The 16,727-nt window shown below is 64.4% G+C and carries 15 protein-coding genes; 11 read left to right on the forward strand and 4 right to left on the reverse strand.

Going from position 1 to position 16,727, the window contains the following annotated elements:
* Positions 1 to 61 precede the first annotated feature (61 nt).
* The 4 genes from miaA to Q0J57_RS06635 are packed head-to-tail and all read right to left on the reverse strand — an operon-like array spanning position 62 to position 3,743.
* Positions 62 to 979, reverse strand: coding sequence for a tRNA (adenosine(37)-N6)-dimethylallyltransferase MiaA (gene miaA / locus Q0J57_RS06620; protein ID WP_297218511.1), 918 nt, complete (start codon positions 977 to 979; stop codon positions 62 to 64).
* Positions 976 to 1,524 carry a pantetheine-phosphate adenylyltransferase gene (coaD, locus tag Q0J57_RS06625; RefSeq protein ID WP_297218513.1) on the reverse strand — a complete coding sequence of 183 codons (549 nt, stop codon included), beginning with the start codon at positions 1,522 to 1,524 and terminating at the stop codon, positions 976 to 978. Before coaD ends, miaA begins: the two co-directional genes overlap by 4 nt.
* A complete protein-coding gene (gene rsmD / locus Q0J57_RS06630; protein ID WP_297218515.1) occupies positions 1,521 to 2,075 on the reverse strand; it encodes a 16S rRNA (guanine(966)-N(2))-methyltransferase RsmD in 555 nt (184 codons plus the stop codon). Before rsmD ends, coaD begins: the two co-directional genes overlap by 4 nt.
* Positions 2,076 to 2,132: 57 nt before the next feature.
* Positions 2,133 to 3,743 (reverse strand): MBL fold metallo-hydrolase, encoded by a 1,611-nt coding sequence (locus Q0J57_RS06635; protein ID WP_297218517.1) that lies wholly within the window; start codon positions 3,741 to 3,743, stop codon positions 2,133 to 2,135.
* Positions 3,744 to 3,943: 200 nt separating this feature from the next.
* On the opposite strand from Q0J57_RS06635, the gene Q0J57_RS06640 reads away from it, so the two are divergent.
* The 11 genes from Q0J57_RS06640 to Q0J57_RS06690 all read left to right on the forward strand — a co-directional run bounded on the left by Q0J57_RS06640 (position 3,944) and on the right by Q0J57_RS06690 (position 16,726).
* Complete coding sequence (locus Q0J57_RS06640; RefSeq protein ID WP_297218519.1) at positions 3,944 to 4,612, forward strand: TIGR00730 family Rossman fold protein; 669 nt, start codon at positions 3,944 to 3,946, stop codon at positions 4,610 to 4,612.
* A 122-nt stretch (positions 4,613 to 4,734) separates the two neighbouring features.
* Entirely contained in the window at positions 4,735 to 5,193 is a 459-nt protein-coding gene (gene tadA, locus Q0J57_RS06645) for a tRNA adenosine(34) deaminase TadA (protein WP_363315466.1), read from the forward strand.
* Entirely contained in the window at positions 5,186 to 6,700 is a 1,515-nt protein-coding gene (locus Q0J57_RS06650; RefSeq protein ID WP_297218521.1) for a fused MFS/spermidine synthase, read from the forward strand. Before tadA ends, Q0J57_RS06650 begins: the two co-directional genes overlap by 8 nt.
* A gap of 227 nt (positions 6,701 to 6,927) precedes the next feature.
* The gene (locus tag Q0J57_RS06655) at positions 6,928 to 7,227 is read left to right on the forward strand and encodes a hypothetical protein (RefSeq protein WP_297218523.1); all 300 of its coding nucleotides are present in this window, start codon (positions 6,928 to 6,930) and stop codon (positions 7,225 to 7,227) included.
* A gap of 485 nt (positions 7,228 to 7,712) precedes the next feature.
* On the forward strand, positions 7,713 to 10,754 hold the full coding sequence (gene fdnG, locus Q0J57_RS06660; protein WP_297218525.1) for a formate dehydrogenase-N subunit alpha: 3,042 nt from the start codon (positions 7,713 to 7,715) through the stop codon (positions 10,752 to 10,754).
* Between the two features lie 48 nt (positions 10,755 to 10,802).
* Complete coding sequence (locus Q0J57_RS06665; RefSeq protein WP_297218527.1) at positions 10,803 to 11,462, forward strand: 4Fe-4S dicluster domain-containing protein; 660 nt, start codon at positions 10,803 to 10,805, stop codon at positions 11,460 to 11,462.
* Between the two features lie 49 nt (positions 11,463 to 11,511).
* Positions 11,512 to 12,480, forward strand: a complete 969-nt coding sequence (locus Q0J57_RS06670) for a formate dehydrogenase accessory protein FdhE (RefSeq protein ID WP_297218529.1) — start codon at positions 11,512 to 11,514, stop codon at positions 12,478 to 12,480.
* A 38-nt stretch (positions 12,481 to 12,518) separates the two neighbouring features.
* A complete protein-coding gene (locus Q0J57_RS06675) occupies positions 12,519 to 12,911 on the forward strand; it encodes a cytochrome c3 family protein (protein WP_297218531.1) in 393 nt (130 codons plus the stop codon).
* A 234-nt stretch (positions 12,912 to 13,145) separates the two neighbouring features.
* Positions 13,146 to 13,721: a formylmethanofuran dehydrogenase subunit E family protein gene (locus Q0J57_RS06680; RefSeq protein ID WP_297218533.1), complete on the forward strand. Its 576-nt coding sequence runs from the start codon at positions 13,146 to 13,148 to the stop codon at positions 13,719 to 13,721.
* A 211-nt stretch (positions 13,722 to 13,932) separates the two neighbouring features.
* Positions 13,933 to 14,703, forward strand: a complete 771-nt coding sequence (locus Q0J57_RS06685) for a hypothetical protein (protein ID WP_297218535.1) — start codon at positions 13,933 to 13,935, stop codon at positions 14,701 to 14,703.
* Between the two features lie 418 nt (positions 14,704 to 15,121).
* Positions 15,122 to 16,726, forward strand: coding sequence for an ASKHA domain-containing protein (locus Q0J57_RS06690; RefSeq protein WP_297218537.1), 1,605 nt, complete (start codon positions 15,122 to 15,124; stop codon positions 16,724 to 16,726).
* Position 16,727 lies beyond the last annotated feature (1 nt).

Raw genomic sequence — 16,727 nt, forward strand, 5'->3', positions numbered from 1 at the left:
GCAGCCAGCCGGCAGGCGGGGGGGAGACAGGCGGCAGATAGTTGGGAAACAGGCGGGCGCGTCAGGGCCGCTGCTGCCGGATGAGGCGCAGCAGGGCGGCGCTGTCCGCCGGCGGGCAGGGCCGGGCCTGCGGACGGCCCCGGAACCAGGTGAGCTGCCGCTTGGCGTAGGCACGGGTATGGTGCAGCCAGAGCTGGCGGCAGGCGTCCAGCGTCAGCTCGCCCCGCAGGTGGGCCAGCACCTCGGCACAGCCGATGCCGGACCAGCCCGGCGCGGCGGGGTCGTCATTGTCCTGCCGGGCGGCGCGGGCCTCGTCAAGGGCGCCGTTGCGCAGCATGAGGTCAATGCGACGGGCAAGGCGGGGCGTGAGCCAGTCCAGCGTGGGCGCCATGTAGAAGAGCGGTCCGGCGCAGAAGGGGGCGCTCATGGCATGATCATGCCACCAGCTGAAGGGCCGGCCGGTGGCGCTGTGTACTTCCAGAGCGCGCACAATGCGCTGGCGGTCATTGGGATGGATGCGTGCGGCATAGGCCGGATCGTGGCTGGCCAGCAGGGCGTGCAGGGCCGGAGCGCCCTCCTGTGCCAGGCGGGCTTCCCAGCGGGCCGTCACTTCCGGCGGTACGGGTGGAATGGCCGCAATGCCGTGCAGCAGGGTCTGAAAATACAGCCCTGTGCCGCCCACCACAATGGCCGTCCGGCCGCGGGCCAGGATGTCCCGCACCGCAGCCACCGCGCGCTCGGCCCAGCGTCCGGCGCTGATCTTCCTGTCCGTGGGCAGAAAGCCGTAGAGATGATGCGGGCAGGCGGCCTGCTCCTCCGGCGAGGGCTGGGCCGTGATCAGCGGAAAGCGGGCATAGACCTGCCGGGAATCGGCATTGACGATTTCGCCGTCGAGGGCATGGGCCAGCTGGATGGCGGCTTCGGTCTTGCCGCAGCCGGTGGGGCCGGCAAGGCAGATGACCGGCAGAGGCGCCGTCATTCCCTGTCCGTCCGGCGAAAGCCGCCGAAGGGGGCGGAGAGGCAGGGGGTGCCCTGGCGCACTTCGCCGTTGGCATGCTTTGCTTCCAGGCAGCGGCGAATGTTTTCCGGCACCAGGCCCTTGATGTCCGCGCCGTGGCTGGCGGCAGCCTTCACAATGGTGGAGCTGATGAAGAGCCACTGGTAGTCGGTCATGAGAAAGACGGTCTGAATATGGCGTTGGAGGCGCCGGTTCATGAGAGCCAGCTGGAATTCGTATTCAAAATCGCTGATGGCGCGCAGGCCCCGCAGAATGGCACAGGCGCCGCGCTGGGCCGCATAGTCCACGGTCAGCCCGGAAAAGGGTTCCACCAGGGCGTTGGCTTCCCCGGCCAGAGCCTCTCTGGCCATGAGCACACGTTCTTCCTGGGTGAACAGGGGCTTTTTGGGCGTATTGTCGGCAACGGCCACGATGATCTGGTCAAACACTTCCAGACCGCGCCGGATAAGGCTGATGTGGCCGTTGGTCAGGGGATCGAATGTTCCGGGATAGAGGGCGATTTTCATGCTGCCAGTGTCCATAGGATGATGCGAGTCTGGCCGAAGGTCCGTTCGGTCAGCAGTTCCAGTTGCGGGGGGGCGCTGACGGGGGCGCCCAGCTCCACTTCCGCGCAGACCATGGCGCCGGAAGCCAGCCAGCCGCGTTCCACCAGGCCCGTAAGGGCCATGTTGCAGAGATTTTTGCGGTAGGGCGGGTCCAGAAAGACCAGACCGTAGGGATAGTGGGGCGGACGCAGCAGTACCTTGCGCACGTCGTCCCGTACCAGGTGCGCCCTGTCCGTCAGGCCCAGGTCCTCGATATTGCGCAGCAGGCATTTTACCGCAGGCAGGGCATTTTCCACCAGCAGGGCCTCGGCGGCGCCCCGGCTCAGGCATTCAAAGGCCAGGCTGCCGCTGCCGGCAAAAAGGTCCAGCACCCGCAGGCCGTCCCAGTCCAGCCCCCGGGACAGGAGCATGGAAAACAGGGCCTCGCGGGTTTTGCCCATGGCGGGGCGATAGCCCTCGCCTTCCACGGTACGCAGGCGGCGTCCGCCCAGAGTTCCGGCAATGATACGCATAGTGATCCTGTTGTGCTGCTGGCGGAGACGGCGGGGCTGTGCCCCGCCGCCGGAAGATTACATGCGGGAAATAAGCCGCGTCAGGGCGTAATCCATCTTTTCCAGAGCATCCTGCAATTCGGTCTGTTCCACCCAGGGGCGCTGTTCCAGATCGGCCAGCTTGCCCTTGAACATGCCCCACTTGCGCTCCACCTCGCTGGTAAGGAAGTCCCAGTCCACGCGCGGATGGGCCTTGGCCTCGTGGGTGACGGTTTCGCACAGGGTGCAGCCTTCCAGGGTCATTTCTTCCAGATAGCCGGGAATGAGCGGCGTAATGCCGTAGTTTTCCTTGATGAGACCGGCCAGGGTGGTCTGGGCCTTTTCTTCGCCGTGCACCAGCACCACGTTGGTTTCCTTGCCCACCAGCGGCTTCAGCCAGTCCAGCAGCTGGCTCTGCCCGGCATGCGCGGAAAAGCCGCCGATGGTATAGATGCGCGCGGCCACGTTCACGTCTTCGCCAAAGAGCGTGATCTTCTTGGCCTGGTCCACGATCTTGCGCCCGGGGGTGCCCACGGCCTGATAGCCCACAAAGACAATGCTGGCACCGGGCCGCCAGAGATTGTGCTTGAGGTGATGCTTGATGCGGCCCGCATTGCACATGCCGCTGGCCGAGATGACCACTGCCGGACCCTGATATTCGTTGATGGCCTGGGATTCGGCCACATTGAGCGTATATTTCAGATTGGGCAGTTCAAAGGGGTCCTCGCCCTTGCTCAGCAGGCGCGTGGCATCCTCGTCAAAGAGGTTGCGGTGCCGTTTGAAGACCTCCGTGGCCCGGATGGCCAGCGGACTGTCCACAAATACGGGCATGTCGTCGGGCAGGCGCCCCTGATTGTGCAGCACATGCAGGCAATAGAGGATTTCCTGGGTGCGTTCCACGGCAAAGGCCGGGATGATGACCTTTTCGCCCTTGCTGTGGCTGTAGGCAATGGCGTCGGCCAGTTCATCGTCGCTGGTGCTTTCGTTCTTGTGGTTGCGGTCGCCGTAGGTGGACTCCATGAACACGTAGTCCGCCCGCGGGGGCGTTTCGGGATCGCGCACAATGAGGGCCTGCGGGCGGCCGATGTCGCCGGAAAAGATGATGCTGGTGGTCTTGCCGTTTTCGTTGGCCTCGATGCGCAGCGTACCGGACCCCAGGATGTGCCCGGCGTCATAGTAGGTGACCTTGATGCCCGGCGCCGGCTCGAAGGTGTCGTGATACTGCACGGTCTTGACCAGGGTGCCGGCCCTGGCGGCATCGTCGGTGGTATAGAGGGCTTCCGGCGGATTCTTGAGGCCGCGCCGGCTGTATTTCTTGGCTTCCCATTCTGCTTCCATTTCCTGGATGTGGGCGCTGTCCTGGAGCATGAGTTCCAGCAGCTCGCTGGTGGCCGGGGTGCAGTAGATGGGCTTGCTGAAACCGTCCTTGACCATGAGCGGGATGAGGCCGGAGTGGTCTATGTGGGCATGTGTCACCAGAATGAAGTCCAGCGCTTCGGGGCGGTAGACCGTGGTGTCGCGGTTACGGTCTTCGATGGCCTTGTTGCCCTGATGCATGCCACAGTCCACGCAGAAGCGCTTGCCGCAGGCCTCGATGACGTAACAGGACCCGGTGACGGTCTGTGCCGCCCCCAGAAATTGCACCTTCATGGGTGTCCCCTTTGCATAGGTTGGCGGCCGTAGCCGCGGACGATGGGCTACTATGCCCCGCATCCGCGGGGAGCGCAAGCATCCATCCGGCATGGCCGGAAGGCCGCAGGAACGGGATAGGTTTTGACGCCCGGCGGGCCGGCACGTATACTCGCGCAAACACAACCGGCACACCCTGCTGTGCCCAGAGGAGGCTTGGCATGCCCGAACTGCAACAGAATCTTGTGGATGACATCACTTCCGTTACTACGGAATCATGGCGCACCTTCCGCATCATGGGCGAAATGGTGGAAGCGCTGGATACGCTCAATCACCTGGACCGCCCGTGCATTTCTATTTTTGGTTCGGCCCGTTCCCATCCCGACGATGCCGCCTATCAGGCGGCCGAAAAGATGGCCGGCCTGCTGGCCGGAAAGGGCTACGGCATCATCACCGGCGGCGGCCCCGGCATCATGGAGGCTGCCAACAAGGGCGCCACCGAGGCCGGCGGCGTGTCTGTGGGGCTGCACATCCATCTGCCGCATGAGCAGGGCTGCAATCCCTATGTGACCACGCGCTGCGACTTCCGCTATTTCTTCATCCGCAAGTTCATGTTCGTCAAGTATGCCATGGCCTATGTGGTCATGCCCGGCGGCATGGGCACCATCGACGAACTGTCCGAAGCCTTTGTGCTGGCCCAGACCGGCCGCATCCGCCCCTTCCCCATCATCCTCTATGACAGCCGCTACTGGCAGGGCCTGCTGGACTGGCTCAGGACCAGCATGGTGGAGCGGGGCTACATCAGCAGCGAGGAAATCAGCCGCCTCATCACGGTCTGTGATACTCCCGAGCAGGTTGTGGACCATCTGTGCAAGATCATCATTCTGTAGACGCCGCGCGGCGCATGCCCGCGGCAGACGGCCCGGACGTGGCTGCGGCGTGCGCGCCCTGGGTCATGCCCCGCCTGGGGCCGTGCCCGTCACCGCCTCCAGGCCGGAGCTGGGACGGCCTCATGCGCCTGGCGCTGGATCAGGCGCGCCTGGCGGCCGCCCAGGGCGAGGTGCCTGTGGGTGCCCTGGTGGTGGCGGCGGACGGTCGCCTGCTGGCCCGCGCCCACAACCGGCCCGTGGCCCTGCATGATCCCACGGCCCACGCCGAGGTGCTGGCCCTGCGTGCTGCCGGTGCGGCGCTGGGCAATTATCGTCTGGGCGGCTGCGTGCTGGTGGTCACGCTGGAACCCTGCGCCATGTGCGCGGCGGCCCTGGCCCATGCCCGACTGGCCGGCGTGGTCTATGGCGCGGCAGACAGGCTGGCCGGGGCGGTGAGTTCCTGTGCCGAGACCCTGGATCAGCCCTTTCTCCAGCACCGGGTCTGGCACATGGGCGGCGTTCTGGCTGCGGACTGTGCGGCGCTGCTGCGGGCGTTTTTCGAGGCGCGGCGGGAGCGCGGCGGGGAGGATCGGCATGCCTGAGCTGCTCATGTTCTGCAGCGGCCTCCTGATCATGGTCTTGGAAATGGTGGGCGCGCGTGTGCTGGCGCCCCATGTGGGCACCTCCACCGTGGTCTGGACCAGCCTCATCGGGGTGGTGCTGGCCTGTCTGGCCCTGGGCGGCTACGTCGGGGGACGGCTGGCGGACAGGTGGCTTTCCCGGCGGGTGCTCGGACATGTGCTGACCCTGGCCGGTGTCAGCTGTGCCGTGACGGCATCCTGCCATCAGCTCATCGGCAGCCGTACCATGACCATTGACAATCTGTATCTGGCAGCCCTGGCGGCGGCTGTGGGAGTCTTTGCCCTGCCGGGCCTGTGCTGCGGCATGCTTGGTCCCTACATCATCCGCCTGCGTCTGGCCCGTCTGGAAACGGCGGGGGCCACCGTGGGCAGGCTGTATGCGCTGTCCACCGCCGGCAGCATTGCGGGCACCTTCCTGGGCGGCTTTGTGCTCATTTCGTGGCTGCCCAGCAGCGTCATCCTCTGGGGGGTGACACTGAGCATGCTGCTGCTGGCCCTGCTGGCCTCTCCCCTGCGCCCGTGGGGGGCAACGCTGCTGCGCGCGGGGCTTTTTCTGCTTTGCCTGCTGCTCATGGCGGCCGGTGCGGGGCGGGCGGACAGGGCGCCGTGGCTGCTGCTGGAAAGCGCCTGCAACAGCATCCGCCTGTGGGATACACATGACGGGGCGCGTCCTGTGCGTTTCATGGCCACGGACCCCGGCTTCAGCCAGTCCGGCATGTATCTGGACGATCCGCAGGAACTCTATTTCCCCTATACCCGCTATTTTGCGCTGGGGACGTGGCTGGTGCCCGGGGCGCGGCGCGTGCTCATGCTGGGCGGCGGAGGCTATTCCGTGCCCAAGTGGCTGCTGGCCGGCCGCTCCGGTCTGGAGGCGGACGGTCTGGAATGCACGGTGGTGGAGCTGGACCCCGCCATGACCCGCGTGGCACGCGACTATTTTGCCCTTGATACGGACGATGCGCGCCTGCGGGTGGTGCATGCCGATGCCCGGGCCTTTCTGGAGCGGCAGGGCGAGCGCTATGACCTGATTTTTGTGGATGTGTTCAATTCCTGCTATACCGTGCCCTTTCATCTGGGCACGCAGGAGGCCGCGGCGGCCCTGCGCCGGGCGGTGGCCCCGGATGGCGCCGTGCTCATGAATGTCATCGGCGCGGCCGAAGGCCGGGATGCCCGCCTGTTTCAGGGCATATACGCCGCCCTGGCCGGCCAGTTCGCGGAAGTGCATGTCTTTGGCGTGGGGCAGCCCTACCGCCCCGACAGCCTCCAGAATCTCATGCTGCTGGCATTGCCGCAGCCGCGGGGAGACTGGTGGCATGCGTCTGCGCAGGACATGCGGCCGGAGCTGGCCTTCATGCTGGGTGCCAGGCTGTCTGTCAGTTCCGGGGGGACGCCTCCCCTGCGGGATGACTTTGCGCCTGTGGAGCGCTACGTCCTGCCGCTGCTGGCGGCCCAGCGGGCCGTGCGCTGAGACGCTTCGGGAAGTCCTCTTGCGGGGATATCCTGAAACGGCTATCTTCAGCCCGCCGTCATGGCTGCCGCTGACGCCGGTGGACCGGCAGGCCGGGCGGAGGGGGCGTTTTTCCTGCGGGCCGCCATGGCGGGCCGTGTGTGCGGGGAAAACGGAATGCCATCAACGAAGCGGGGATTTCCCCCAAGTGCGTGCGGCCAGGAGCCGCATGCTCAGGAGCAAGAACCTTGAACGAGACCATCGACGAACTGACCGTTCACTATGAGGAGAACGGCATCACCATCATCAACGAACTGGACAAGGTCATCCTCAGCAAGGGAGCCTGGACCACCATTCTGTTCCGCTATCAGGAATGGCGGCCCCAGGCCGATGCCTACGGGCCGGACAAGTACGTCATCCGGCGCTACAAGAAGGTGGGCGGAGAGTACCGCATGCAGTCCAAGTTCACCATTTCCAGTGCGGATCAGGCACGCAAGATCATTGATGCCCTGGAAGGCTGGATGGGAGACAAGCACGGCGGGGAATGATCTGCCCCGCGTTCCCTGGGCAGGCTTGTCCGGCGGACAGCCGCCGGGAGCAGACCAGGAAGGGGGGAGTGCCGCATGGTCCGCGGCGCTCCCTCTTTTTTTTGTGCCCTTGTTCAGTCGGGAACGAAGGATGCTGTGCCTGGAACACGGGCGGCGCCGGAGGGCCGGGCAGGGAAATTTTTTTAGCGAAATGCCGTTTTTGCCTGCGGCGGGAACGGCGGGAAGCCGTTCGTGCCGTCAGGCTGCGGTTCAGCCGGCGAAGGCGGCGTCTTTTGGGCGGCAGAAGGGCGCTGCATGAGAATTTCGGCACAGTGTTTTTTCCGTGTCCGGCCTTGCGGAAGGCGGTTTTTTTGCATAACGTAAGAGTCCAGACTGCCATACCTTTTGTCAGCCGGCAAAAGGGTCTGGCAGCGGGCCGGGCCGGGGCCTGAGGGTGGCCCGATGGTCCGGCGGAGTCTGTGTTTACGCTGATTCAGGAGAAGCCTATGAGCTACACACGAAGAGAGTTCCTGAAACTGGCCGGCATAAGCGCCCTGTGCCTTTCGCTCAGCCAGTTCGGCCTCAATCTCGGCGAGGCAAAGGCCTACGCCGGCAGCCTCAAGATTGAAGGCGCCAAGGAAGTCGTGACGGTCTGTCCCTTCTGTGCGGTCTGCTGCCAGGTTATCGCCTATGTGCGCAATGGCAAGCTGGTGAGCACGGAGGGGGATCCCGATTTTCCGGTCAACGAGGGATCGCTGTGCGCCAAGGGTGCAGCGTTGTTCTCCATGTATACCAATCCGCACCGCCTCACCAAGCCGCTGTATCGTGCTCCCTACAGTGACAAGTGGGAAGAAAAGGACTGGGGATGGATGCTTGAGAAGATTGCCCGCCGCGTGAAGGATACGCGCGACAAGGACCTGATTCTCAAGAACGCAAAAGGCCAGACGGTCAACCGTCTGGAAAGCATTTTCATGATGGGTACCTCGCATGCCTCCAACGAGGAATGCGCCGTCATCCATCAAGCCATGCGCGGCCTGGGTGTTGTCCAGATGGACCACCAGGCACGGGTCTGACACAGCCCCACTGTTGCGGCTCTGGCAGAGTCGTTCGGACGCGGTGCTATGACCAACCACTGGATCGACATCAAGAATGCCGACGTGGTTCTTATTATCGGCAGTAATGCCGCTGAACATCATCCTGTTTCGTTCAAGTGGATCATGCGGGCAAAGGACAACGGGGCCGTGCTCATTCACGTTGACCCCAAGTTCTCCCGTACGTCCGCCCGCTGCGATTATCATGTGCCGCTGCGCTCCGGCACGGACATCGCCTTCCTGGGCGGCATGGTCAACTATATCCTGGAAACGAACAGCTATTTCCGTGATTACGTTGTCAATTATACCAACGCCTCGTTCATCGTCGGCAAGGGCTATGCCTTCAAGGACGGCCTCTTCAGCGGCTACGATGCCAAGGCGCGCAAGTACGACCAGAGCAAGTGGGCCTTTGAAAAGGATGCCGACGGCGCGCCCCTGCGCGACCCCACGCTGAAGCACGAACGCTGCGTCTTCAACCTCATGAAGAAGCACTATTCGCGCTACACCCTGAAGAACGTGTCCGATGTGACGGGCGTTTCCGAAGAAAACCTGCTCAAGGTCTACAAGCACTTCTGCGCCACGGGCCGGCCCGACAAGGCCGGGACCATCCTGTATGCCCTGGGCTGGACCCAGCATACCGTGGGTGTGCAGAACATCCGCTGCTCCACGCTGGTGCAGCTCCTGCTGGGCAACATCGGTGTGGCCGGCGGCGGCATCAACGCCCTGCGCGGCGAACCCAATGTGCAGGGGTCCACGGACCATGCCCTGCTGTACCATGTGCTGCCCGGCTACATCGGCCTGCCGCTGGCCCCGTGGCAGACCCTGGCCCAGTTCAACAAGGCCAATACGCCGGTGACCAAGATTCCCAACAGTGCTAACTGGTGGGGCAACCGGCCCAAGTACATGACCAGCCTGCTCAAGGGCTGGTTCGGGGAAGCGGCCACCAAGGAGAATGATTTCTGCTACGGCCTGCTGCCCAAGGGCGAACCCGGAGCTGACTACTCCTACATGTATGTCATGGACAAGATGTATCATGGCAAGATCAAGGGTGGCTTCATCTTCGGCGTCAATCCCATGAACAGCTTCCCCAACACCAACAAGATGCGCAAGGCCCTGGACAATCTGGACTGGATGGTCTGCGCGGAAATCCACAACTCCGAAACCACGGACAACTGGCGCCGCAAGGGGGTGGACCCCAAGAAGGTGAAGACGGAAGTCTTCCTGCTGCCGTCCGCACATCGTGTGGAAAAGGCCGGCACCATCAGCAACAGCGGCCGCTGGTTGCAGTGGTTTGACAAGGCGGTGGAGCCGGCGGGTGAAGCCCGCAACTTCGCCGACATGTTCGTGCCGCTCATCAACAAGCTGCGCGAAATGTACAAGGCCGAGGGCGGTCGCCTGCCCGAAGCCCTGCTCAACCTGAACTGGCCCCAGAAGTTCGATGCCGAAGAGTGGACCCGCCGCATCAACGGCTTCTTCTGGGCCGATACCAAGGTCGGCAACAAGACCTACAAGAAGGGCGACCTGGTTCCGGCCTTCGGCAATCTCCAGGCCGACGGCACCACCTCGTCCCTCAACTGGCTGTATGCCGGCAGCTACACCGAGGAAGACGGCAACAAGTCCAAGCGCCGTGACCCCAGCCAGACGCCCATGCAGGCTGCCATCGGCCTGTATCCCAACTGGTCGTGGTGCTGGCCGGTGAACCGCCGCATCCTCTACAACCGTGCTTCCGTGGACCTCAACGGCAAGCCCTTCAATCCCAAGAAGGCCGTCATCGAATGGGACGGCAAGAAGTGGGTGGGCGACGTGCCGGACGGCCCGTGGGCACCTCAGGCTGATACCAAGAACGGCAAGCTGGCCTTTATCATGACCACCGACGGCTATGCCCAGCTCTACGGTCCCGGCCGCCTGGACGGCCCGTTCCCCGAGCACTACGAGCCGGCGGAAACGCCCTTGGCGAAGCATCCCTTCTCCAAGCAGCTGCGCAGCCCGGTCTACAAGTTCCATACCAGTGATATGGACAAGGTCGCCAAGGCGGCGGATCCCAAGTATCCCATCGTCCTGACTACCTACAGCATGACCGAACACTGGTGCGGCGGCGGCGAAACCCGTAACGTTCCCAACCTGCTCGAAGCTGAACCGCAGCTCTATGTGGAACTCAGCCATGAGCTGGCCAAGGAAAAGGGCATTGCCAACGGTGACGGCGTCATCGTGGAAAGCGCCCGCGGCCGGGTGGAAGCCATTGCCATGGTGACGGTGCGGCTTCGTCCCTTCAAGGTCATGGGCAAGACGGTACACCTCATCGGTATGCCCTTTGCCTACGGCTGGACCACTCCCAAGTGTGGTGACGCTACCAACCGTCTGACCATTGTGGCGTGTGACCCCAACACGACCATCCCCGAGGCCAAGGTCTGCTGCGTGAACATTCGCAAGGCCGATAAGTTGACGGAAATTGGCTAACCAGCACAGGGCGCGCCCTTCGGGGCGCGCCCCCCAAGGAGCAAGAAAATGCCGAAAGCCTTTTTGATAGATACCACCCGGTGCACGGCATGCCGCGGCTGTCAGCTGGCCTGCAAGGAATGGCACGACCTGCCTGCCAACGTGACCAAGCAGCGGGGCAGTCACCAGAATCCCCCGGATCTCAATCCCAATAACTACAAGATCGTGCGCTTCCACGAGCATCTGGACGACAAGGGCAACGTGGTCTGGAACTTCTTCCCCGACCAGTGCCGCCACTGCGTGCAGCCCATCTGCGTGGACGTGGCCGACATGGCCGTGCCCGGCGCCCTGATCAAGGACGCCAAGACCGGTGCCGTGCTGGTGACCGACAAGGTCAGCAAACTGAGCGAGCAGGATGTGGCTGATGTCATCCATGCCTGCCCGTACAATATTCCCCGCTACGACAAGGCCAGGAAAACCCTGACCAAGTGCGATATGTGCATCGACCGCATCAGCGCGGGCATGCTGCCCGCCTGCGTCAAGACCTGCCCCACCGGGGCCATGGCCTTTGGCGAACGTGACGAGATACTGGCCATGGCCAAGAAGCGCCTGGAAACGGTCAAAAAGACCCATCCCAAGGCCTTCCTGGCTGATCCCGATGAAACAAGCGTGATCTATCTGCTTGCGGAAGAGGCCCAGTACTATCACGAATACGCGACCTTCGGCTAGGCCGTCCGTCGCTGCAACGCATCTGTCACCCCATTCCTTCGGAGATTCCATGGCCCTTTCCTGTCAAAGTGTGGAGGAGACCATTGCCGGTATCCTTGCACGTCGTCCTGTTCTTGGCCCTGTTCTGAACATGTTTGCTCCGCTGCTGACGGCGCGTGCGGCCCTGCCGCAGACGCTGCGGCCTCTGCTGGAGGAAACGACGCTCCGCCTGCCCGAAATGGATCGGGAGCGGGCGGCCCAGGGCTTTCCCCTGCTGGCGGAACAGCCACTGACAGGCATTGCCGCCCCGTTGCGGGCGGCGGCGGAAACCATCCTGCCGCTGCTGGAGGCGCAGACGGTGACCAGGCCGCATATGGATGGCCTGCGCCGCATGTTTGCCGTGCCGCAGGAAGAGGATGCCGCCCGGGAACGGACCGCGGCTCTGGAGGTTCTGGCAGAAGGAATGCTGAACGAAAAAACGGCCGTTCTGGAAAAGGCCGCCGCTGATGCCGGCGTGCCGCTGCCGGTGCTGCTTTTTGCGTTCGGCTTCATTCTGGGGCCCGTTCTGCGGGCACTGGTGCTCATGCGTCCTGGCGGCGACGGGAAGGATGCGCCCTGGAATGCGGATGGCGCCTGGAGGCACGGCTATTGCCCTGTCTGCGGGTCCAGCCCGTCCATTGCGTATCTTGACAGGCCTGTTTTCGACGAGAAAAACGCATTCCTGGCGGGGGGCGGGGGCAAGAAGCACCTGCACTGCTCGCTGTGCGGCACAGACTGGGTTTTCCGTCGCGGCGCCTGCCCCTTCTGCGAGAAGGAAGGCAATGACGTGATGGAAATTCTGCGCGAGACCAAGGATGCCCGTGGCGAACGGGTGGACTGGTGCACGCAGTGCCGCACCTACTGCCCGGCGGTGGACCTGCGCGAGAGCACGGGCACGCCGGATATGGATGTGCAGGCCATTGGCATGCTGCACCTGGACATGGTGGCAGCCGGAAAGGGCCTGCATCCCATCCATCCCGCCTTCTGGAATACGTTCTAGCATGTTGGCGGCGGGCAACCGTCGCAAAGAGGTGATGCATGAAACGAGCACTTATTGCCATATCCGTGCTGCTGCTGACAGGGGCCATACCCCTGTCGGCTGCTGCCGAAGACGCCAAGGCGCCAGAAAAGACCATTGAACTCAAGAGTTCCACCCACAAGAAGATGTGGGTGAAGTTTGACCACGCTTCCCATGAAGGCGTGGACTGTGTGGTCTGCCATCACGCCCAGCCTTCTGACGCCAAAAGCCCCTATGTGTCCTGCGGCGCCAGCGAGGAATGCCATGCCCTGAAGGGAACCAAGGAACGTGATCCCCAGAGCCTCTTCTGGGCCTATCATACCAGAAATTCCGAACGTTCCTGCTATGGCTGCCATACGACCATGATTGGTCCCGGCTGCCGTCCGTGCCACATGCCGGCACAGGGCAAGTAGGCCTGCTTCCGACCATCGCCTGCCCCGCGGGGAAGTGCCCTGCGGGGCAGGTTCTTTCCGTTTTCTGACCTGATCACCGTCCGGCGCTGTCGGGCGCGGGGCCGGTGTGTGCTCCGGCGGACCCCTGCGACAGGCTGTCGTGCGGGAGCGTCTCTCATCATTGCGCACGGTATGGTGCCGTGCGGCCTTTCCTTATGTGTTGCCCGCTGATCACGGGCCTTGTGGAGAATGTGCATGCGGATCGGAGAGTGGGATCACGATGCGTTCGTGGCCCAGGTAAAAAATTTTCATGGGCATGTGGCCCCGGGTGTCATCATCGGCGGCTACATGGTGGAAATGGCCCGGCGCACCCTGCCGGAGGGCATTCTGTATGATGCCATTTCGGAAACCGTGCAGTGCCTGCCGGATGCCATTCAGCTGCTGACCCCCTGTACGGTGGGCAATGGCTGGCTGCGCGTCTACCATTTCGGCATCTATGCCCTGACCCTTTACAACAAGCAGACCGGCGAAGGTACCCGGGTACGCCTGAATGTGGATGCCCTTCAGGAGTATCCGCATGTGCGCGCCTGGTTCTTCAAGGAAAAGCCCAAGCGCGAGCAGGAGCCGGAACTGCTCCAGGCGGAAATCAAGGCCGCGGGCATGCAGCTGCTCCAGGCAATTCCCGCCCGGATTCATCCGGATTTTCTGGTGCGTCGGGGCAAGGGCGCTGTCTGCCGCTGCCCCAAATGCGGCGAATGGTACCCGGCCGTTCTGGGCGAGGTCTGCCGCATCTGCCAGGGGGATGGCCCCTATGAGCGGCACGCGGACTGAGGCACCACAAGGGACGGCCTGATTGACAAACGGTGCCCGGCATGCTGTATGGCTGCCGGGCATGATGTCATGACGGGGCACCGGCGCAGCGTTTGCGGCGGAAGGCGCCCGCCGGCGCAGGGGTTCCGACATTGCGCCATTCCCTGCAATGGGCTATGCTCAGCAAATGGCTGTCCACGGAATATCGGGCGTGGCGGCAAGCGGAGGAAACGTGCGGCGATTTTATCAGGAAAGCTGGCAGGGCATTCCCTTTACGTCCTTTTCTCACATCTCCTTCTTCCATCTGGCGGAACCCAAGTTCTATGCCGTGTTTTACGAGGAGCTGTTCCGGCGCTATCAGAGCTGGGCAGACCTGCCGGCGGAATGGCGCCGGAACAAGCAGAAGGACGCCCGATGGCTCATCGGCGAACTGCGCGCCCAGCTGGCCCAGGAGGCCCCCGGGCGCACGGAACCGGTGCGCGTGCTGTCCATCGGCAGCGGTGTGGGCTTCATGGAAAAAACCCTGCTGGAGGAAATGCCGGAGCTGGAACTGCACGTGAATGAACCCAGCACGGTGAGCCTGCGCTGGCTGCGCGAGTATGTGCCCAGCGAACGCATTTATATCGGCCTGCCGCCGGCCTGTCTGCCCTCGGATGTGCAGTACGACATGATCTACCTGTCCACGGTGGATTATGGCATTGCCCAGCGTGAACTGGAGCGCCTGCTGTCCGAGCTGCGCGCCCAGCTGCTTCCCGGCGGAGAACTGATCTGCCTGTCGGCCTCCCTGCTGGAAGAGGACTCGCCCGTGGGCAGCTTTGTCAATTTCCTCAAGAATATCATCCGGGCCGGCCTGCACTTTCTGGGCATCCGGCGGCAGCAGTTCTGGGGCTGGCGGCGTACCCGCAAGGAATACCAGAAGCTGTTTGCGGACAGCGGCTTTCAGAATGTGTCCGACGGCTGGCTGGATGACGGTTTCGATACCTACTGGATACGCGGCCGCTAGGCCGTCAGCCCGGCACCCCGTCATGCGGCGGTCATCCCGGGGCGTCTGCCCTGCGGGCCGGCTGTCGCCTGGATGCTGTCCCGTCAAAAGGCCCGGTTCCTGCCGGGCTTTTTTCGCCCTGGCCGGTCATCCTGGCAGACGCCGGGCGTGGAAGAAGGGAAAGGCCCGCCGGTGGTGGGGCGGTGGGGAGGCGTTCTGCGTTCTCTGGAGTGCTGCCCCGTTTCGGTGCGTCGTTTTCAGGGAAGCGGTGGTGCCGGAGCTGCGCTGCGGTGTTCCCGGCAGGCGGATGCCGGGCCATGGCCTGCCCCGGTGAAAACGGCAAGAAGGCGTCCTGCGGCCTGCACGTCGTGGGCGGACGTCCGGGGGCGGCCCGGCGGGATGTCTTGCGTCGGGCGCCGTCTTGCGGCACCATGCGCTCATGGAAATAGCTCTGTACGGACTGCCGGGACAGGCAGCACAGGAAGCCGCGCGGTTTACGGCCTGCGCGGGGCATGTTTTGTCGCGGGCCATATGGCTGTCGGGATGTGTGGCGCCGCAGGCCATGTGCTCCGGGCTGGGGCGCTGTGGGCGTTGCCGGGTGCGCTTTCTGGATGCGCCGCCACCGCCCCTGCGGGAGGAAGAGGAAATTCTGGGGCCGGAGGCCCTTGCCCTGGGCTGGCGGCTGGCCTGCCGCCACCGGGTGCCGGCCATGGCGGCGGACGGCTGCCTGCGGCTGGAACTGCCGGCAGCGGCGCTGCGGGCAACGCGGCCGGTCGATGTGCCGGCGGCAGGCGAAACGGCGGGCAGGGCCTGTCCCGTGGTGCTGGGCATAGACCTGGGGACCACCTCCGTGCACTTCCGGGCCGAGGCCCGGCAGGGAACGGCCGCGGAGCGCGTGCTTGCCGGCGGACAGTTTCTCAATCCCCAGGCCGGTGCCGGTGCGGACGTGATTTCCCGGCTGGAGGTGGCCCTGCACGCGGAAGGGCGGGCGCGCCTCTGTCAGCTGGCCCGTCAGGCCGTGGCACAGTGCGTGCGCCGCAGCGAGGCCGCCGGGGGCAGGGTGGAGCAGTTGTGTGTGGCCGGAAACACGGTCATGACCGCCATTCTGCTGGACAAGGATGTGCGCTGCCTGGCCACGGCGCCCGGCAGCCTGCCCTGCACCGGGCAGGAAACGGTCTGCCTGCCCGGGCTGCCGCCGGTCTATATTCCGCCGCTCATGGCGCCCTTTGTGGGCGGTGATACCAGTGCGGGCCTGGCCTTTCTGCTGCATGCCGGTCTGCCCCGTCCGCTGGTGCTGGCCGATCTGGGCACCAATGGCGAACTGGCCCTGCTGGATGCGGCGGATCGCCTGTTCATTGCCAGCGTGCCGCTGGGGCCGGCGCTGGAGGGCATTGGTCCCGACTGCGGGGAACAGGCCGGGCCGGGCAGCGTCACGGCCTTTCGCCTGACACCGCAGGGGCTGGAGGCTGTGCGCGGCCTGGCCGGGTCTCCGACGGAGCCGGTGACGGGCATCAGCGCCACGGGCTATCTTTCGCTGCTGGCGCTGCTGCGTCAGTGGGGCATCATGGATGCGGACGGACACTTTGACCCGCAGCCGCCCACACCGCTGGCCCGGCGGGTGGCGGCCGGGCTGGGAACGCGGCACGGCCGGCCCTGCCTGTGGCTGCCGCACGGTCTGTGGCTGTCGGCACAGGATGTGGAAGAGCTGCTCAAGGTCAAGGCCGCCTTTTCGCTGGCGCTGGAAAGCCTGCTGGCGGCCGCGGGGCTGCCGGCGGCCTCCCTGGCTGCCCTCTGTCTGGCGGGGGCGCTGGGCGAACACGTGTCCGCGGCCTGGCTGGAAGCCCTGGGCTTTGTGCCGTCCGGCCTGGGCGAGCGCCTGCGTGGTGTGGGCAATGCGGCCCTGCACGGTGCTGTGTTGCTGGCCGGGGACGTGTCACTGCGGGAGCGTCTGGCCCGCACCTGTGCGGCGGCGCATCTGCTGCCGCTGGTTCAGGATACGCAATTTCACCAGAACTATCTGCGCCACATGCGCTTTGGAGTCTGAT

The sequence above is a fragment of the uncultured Desulfovibrio sp. genome (assembly GCF_944324505.1).
Classification (GTDB): domain Bacteria; phylum Desulfobacterota; class Desulfovibrionia; order Desulfovibrionales; family Desulfovibrionaceae; genus Desulfovibrio.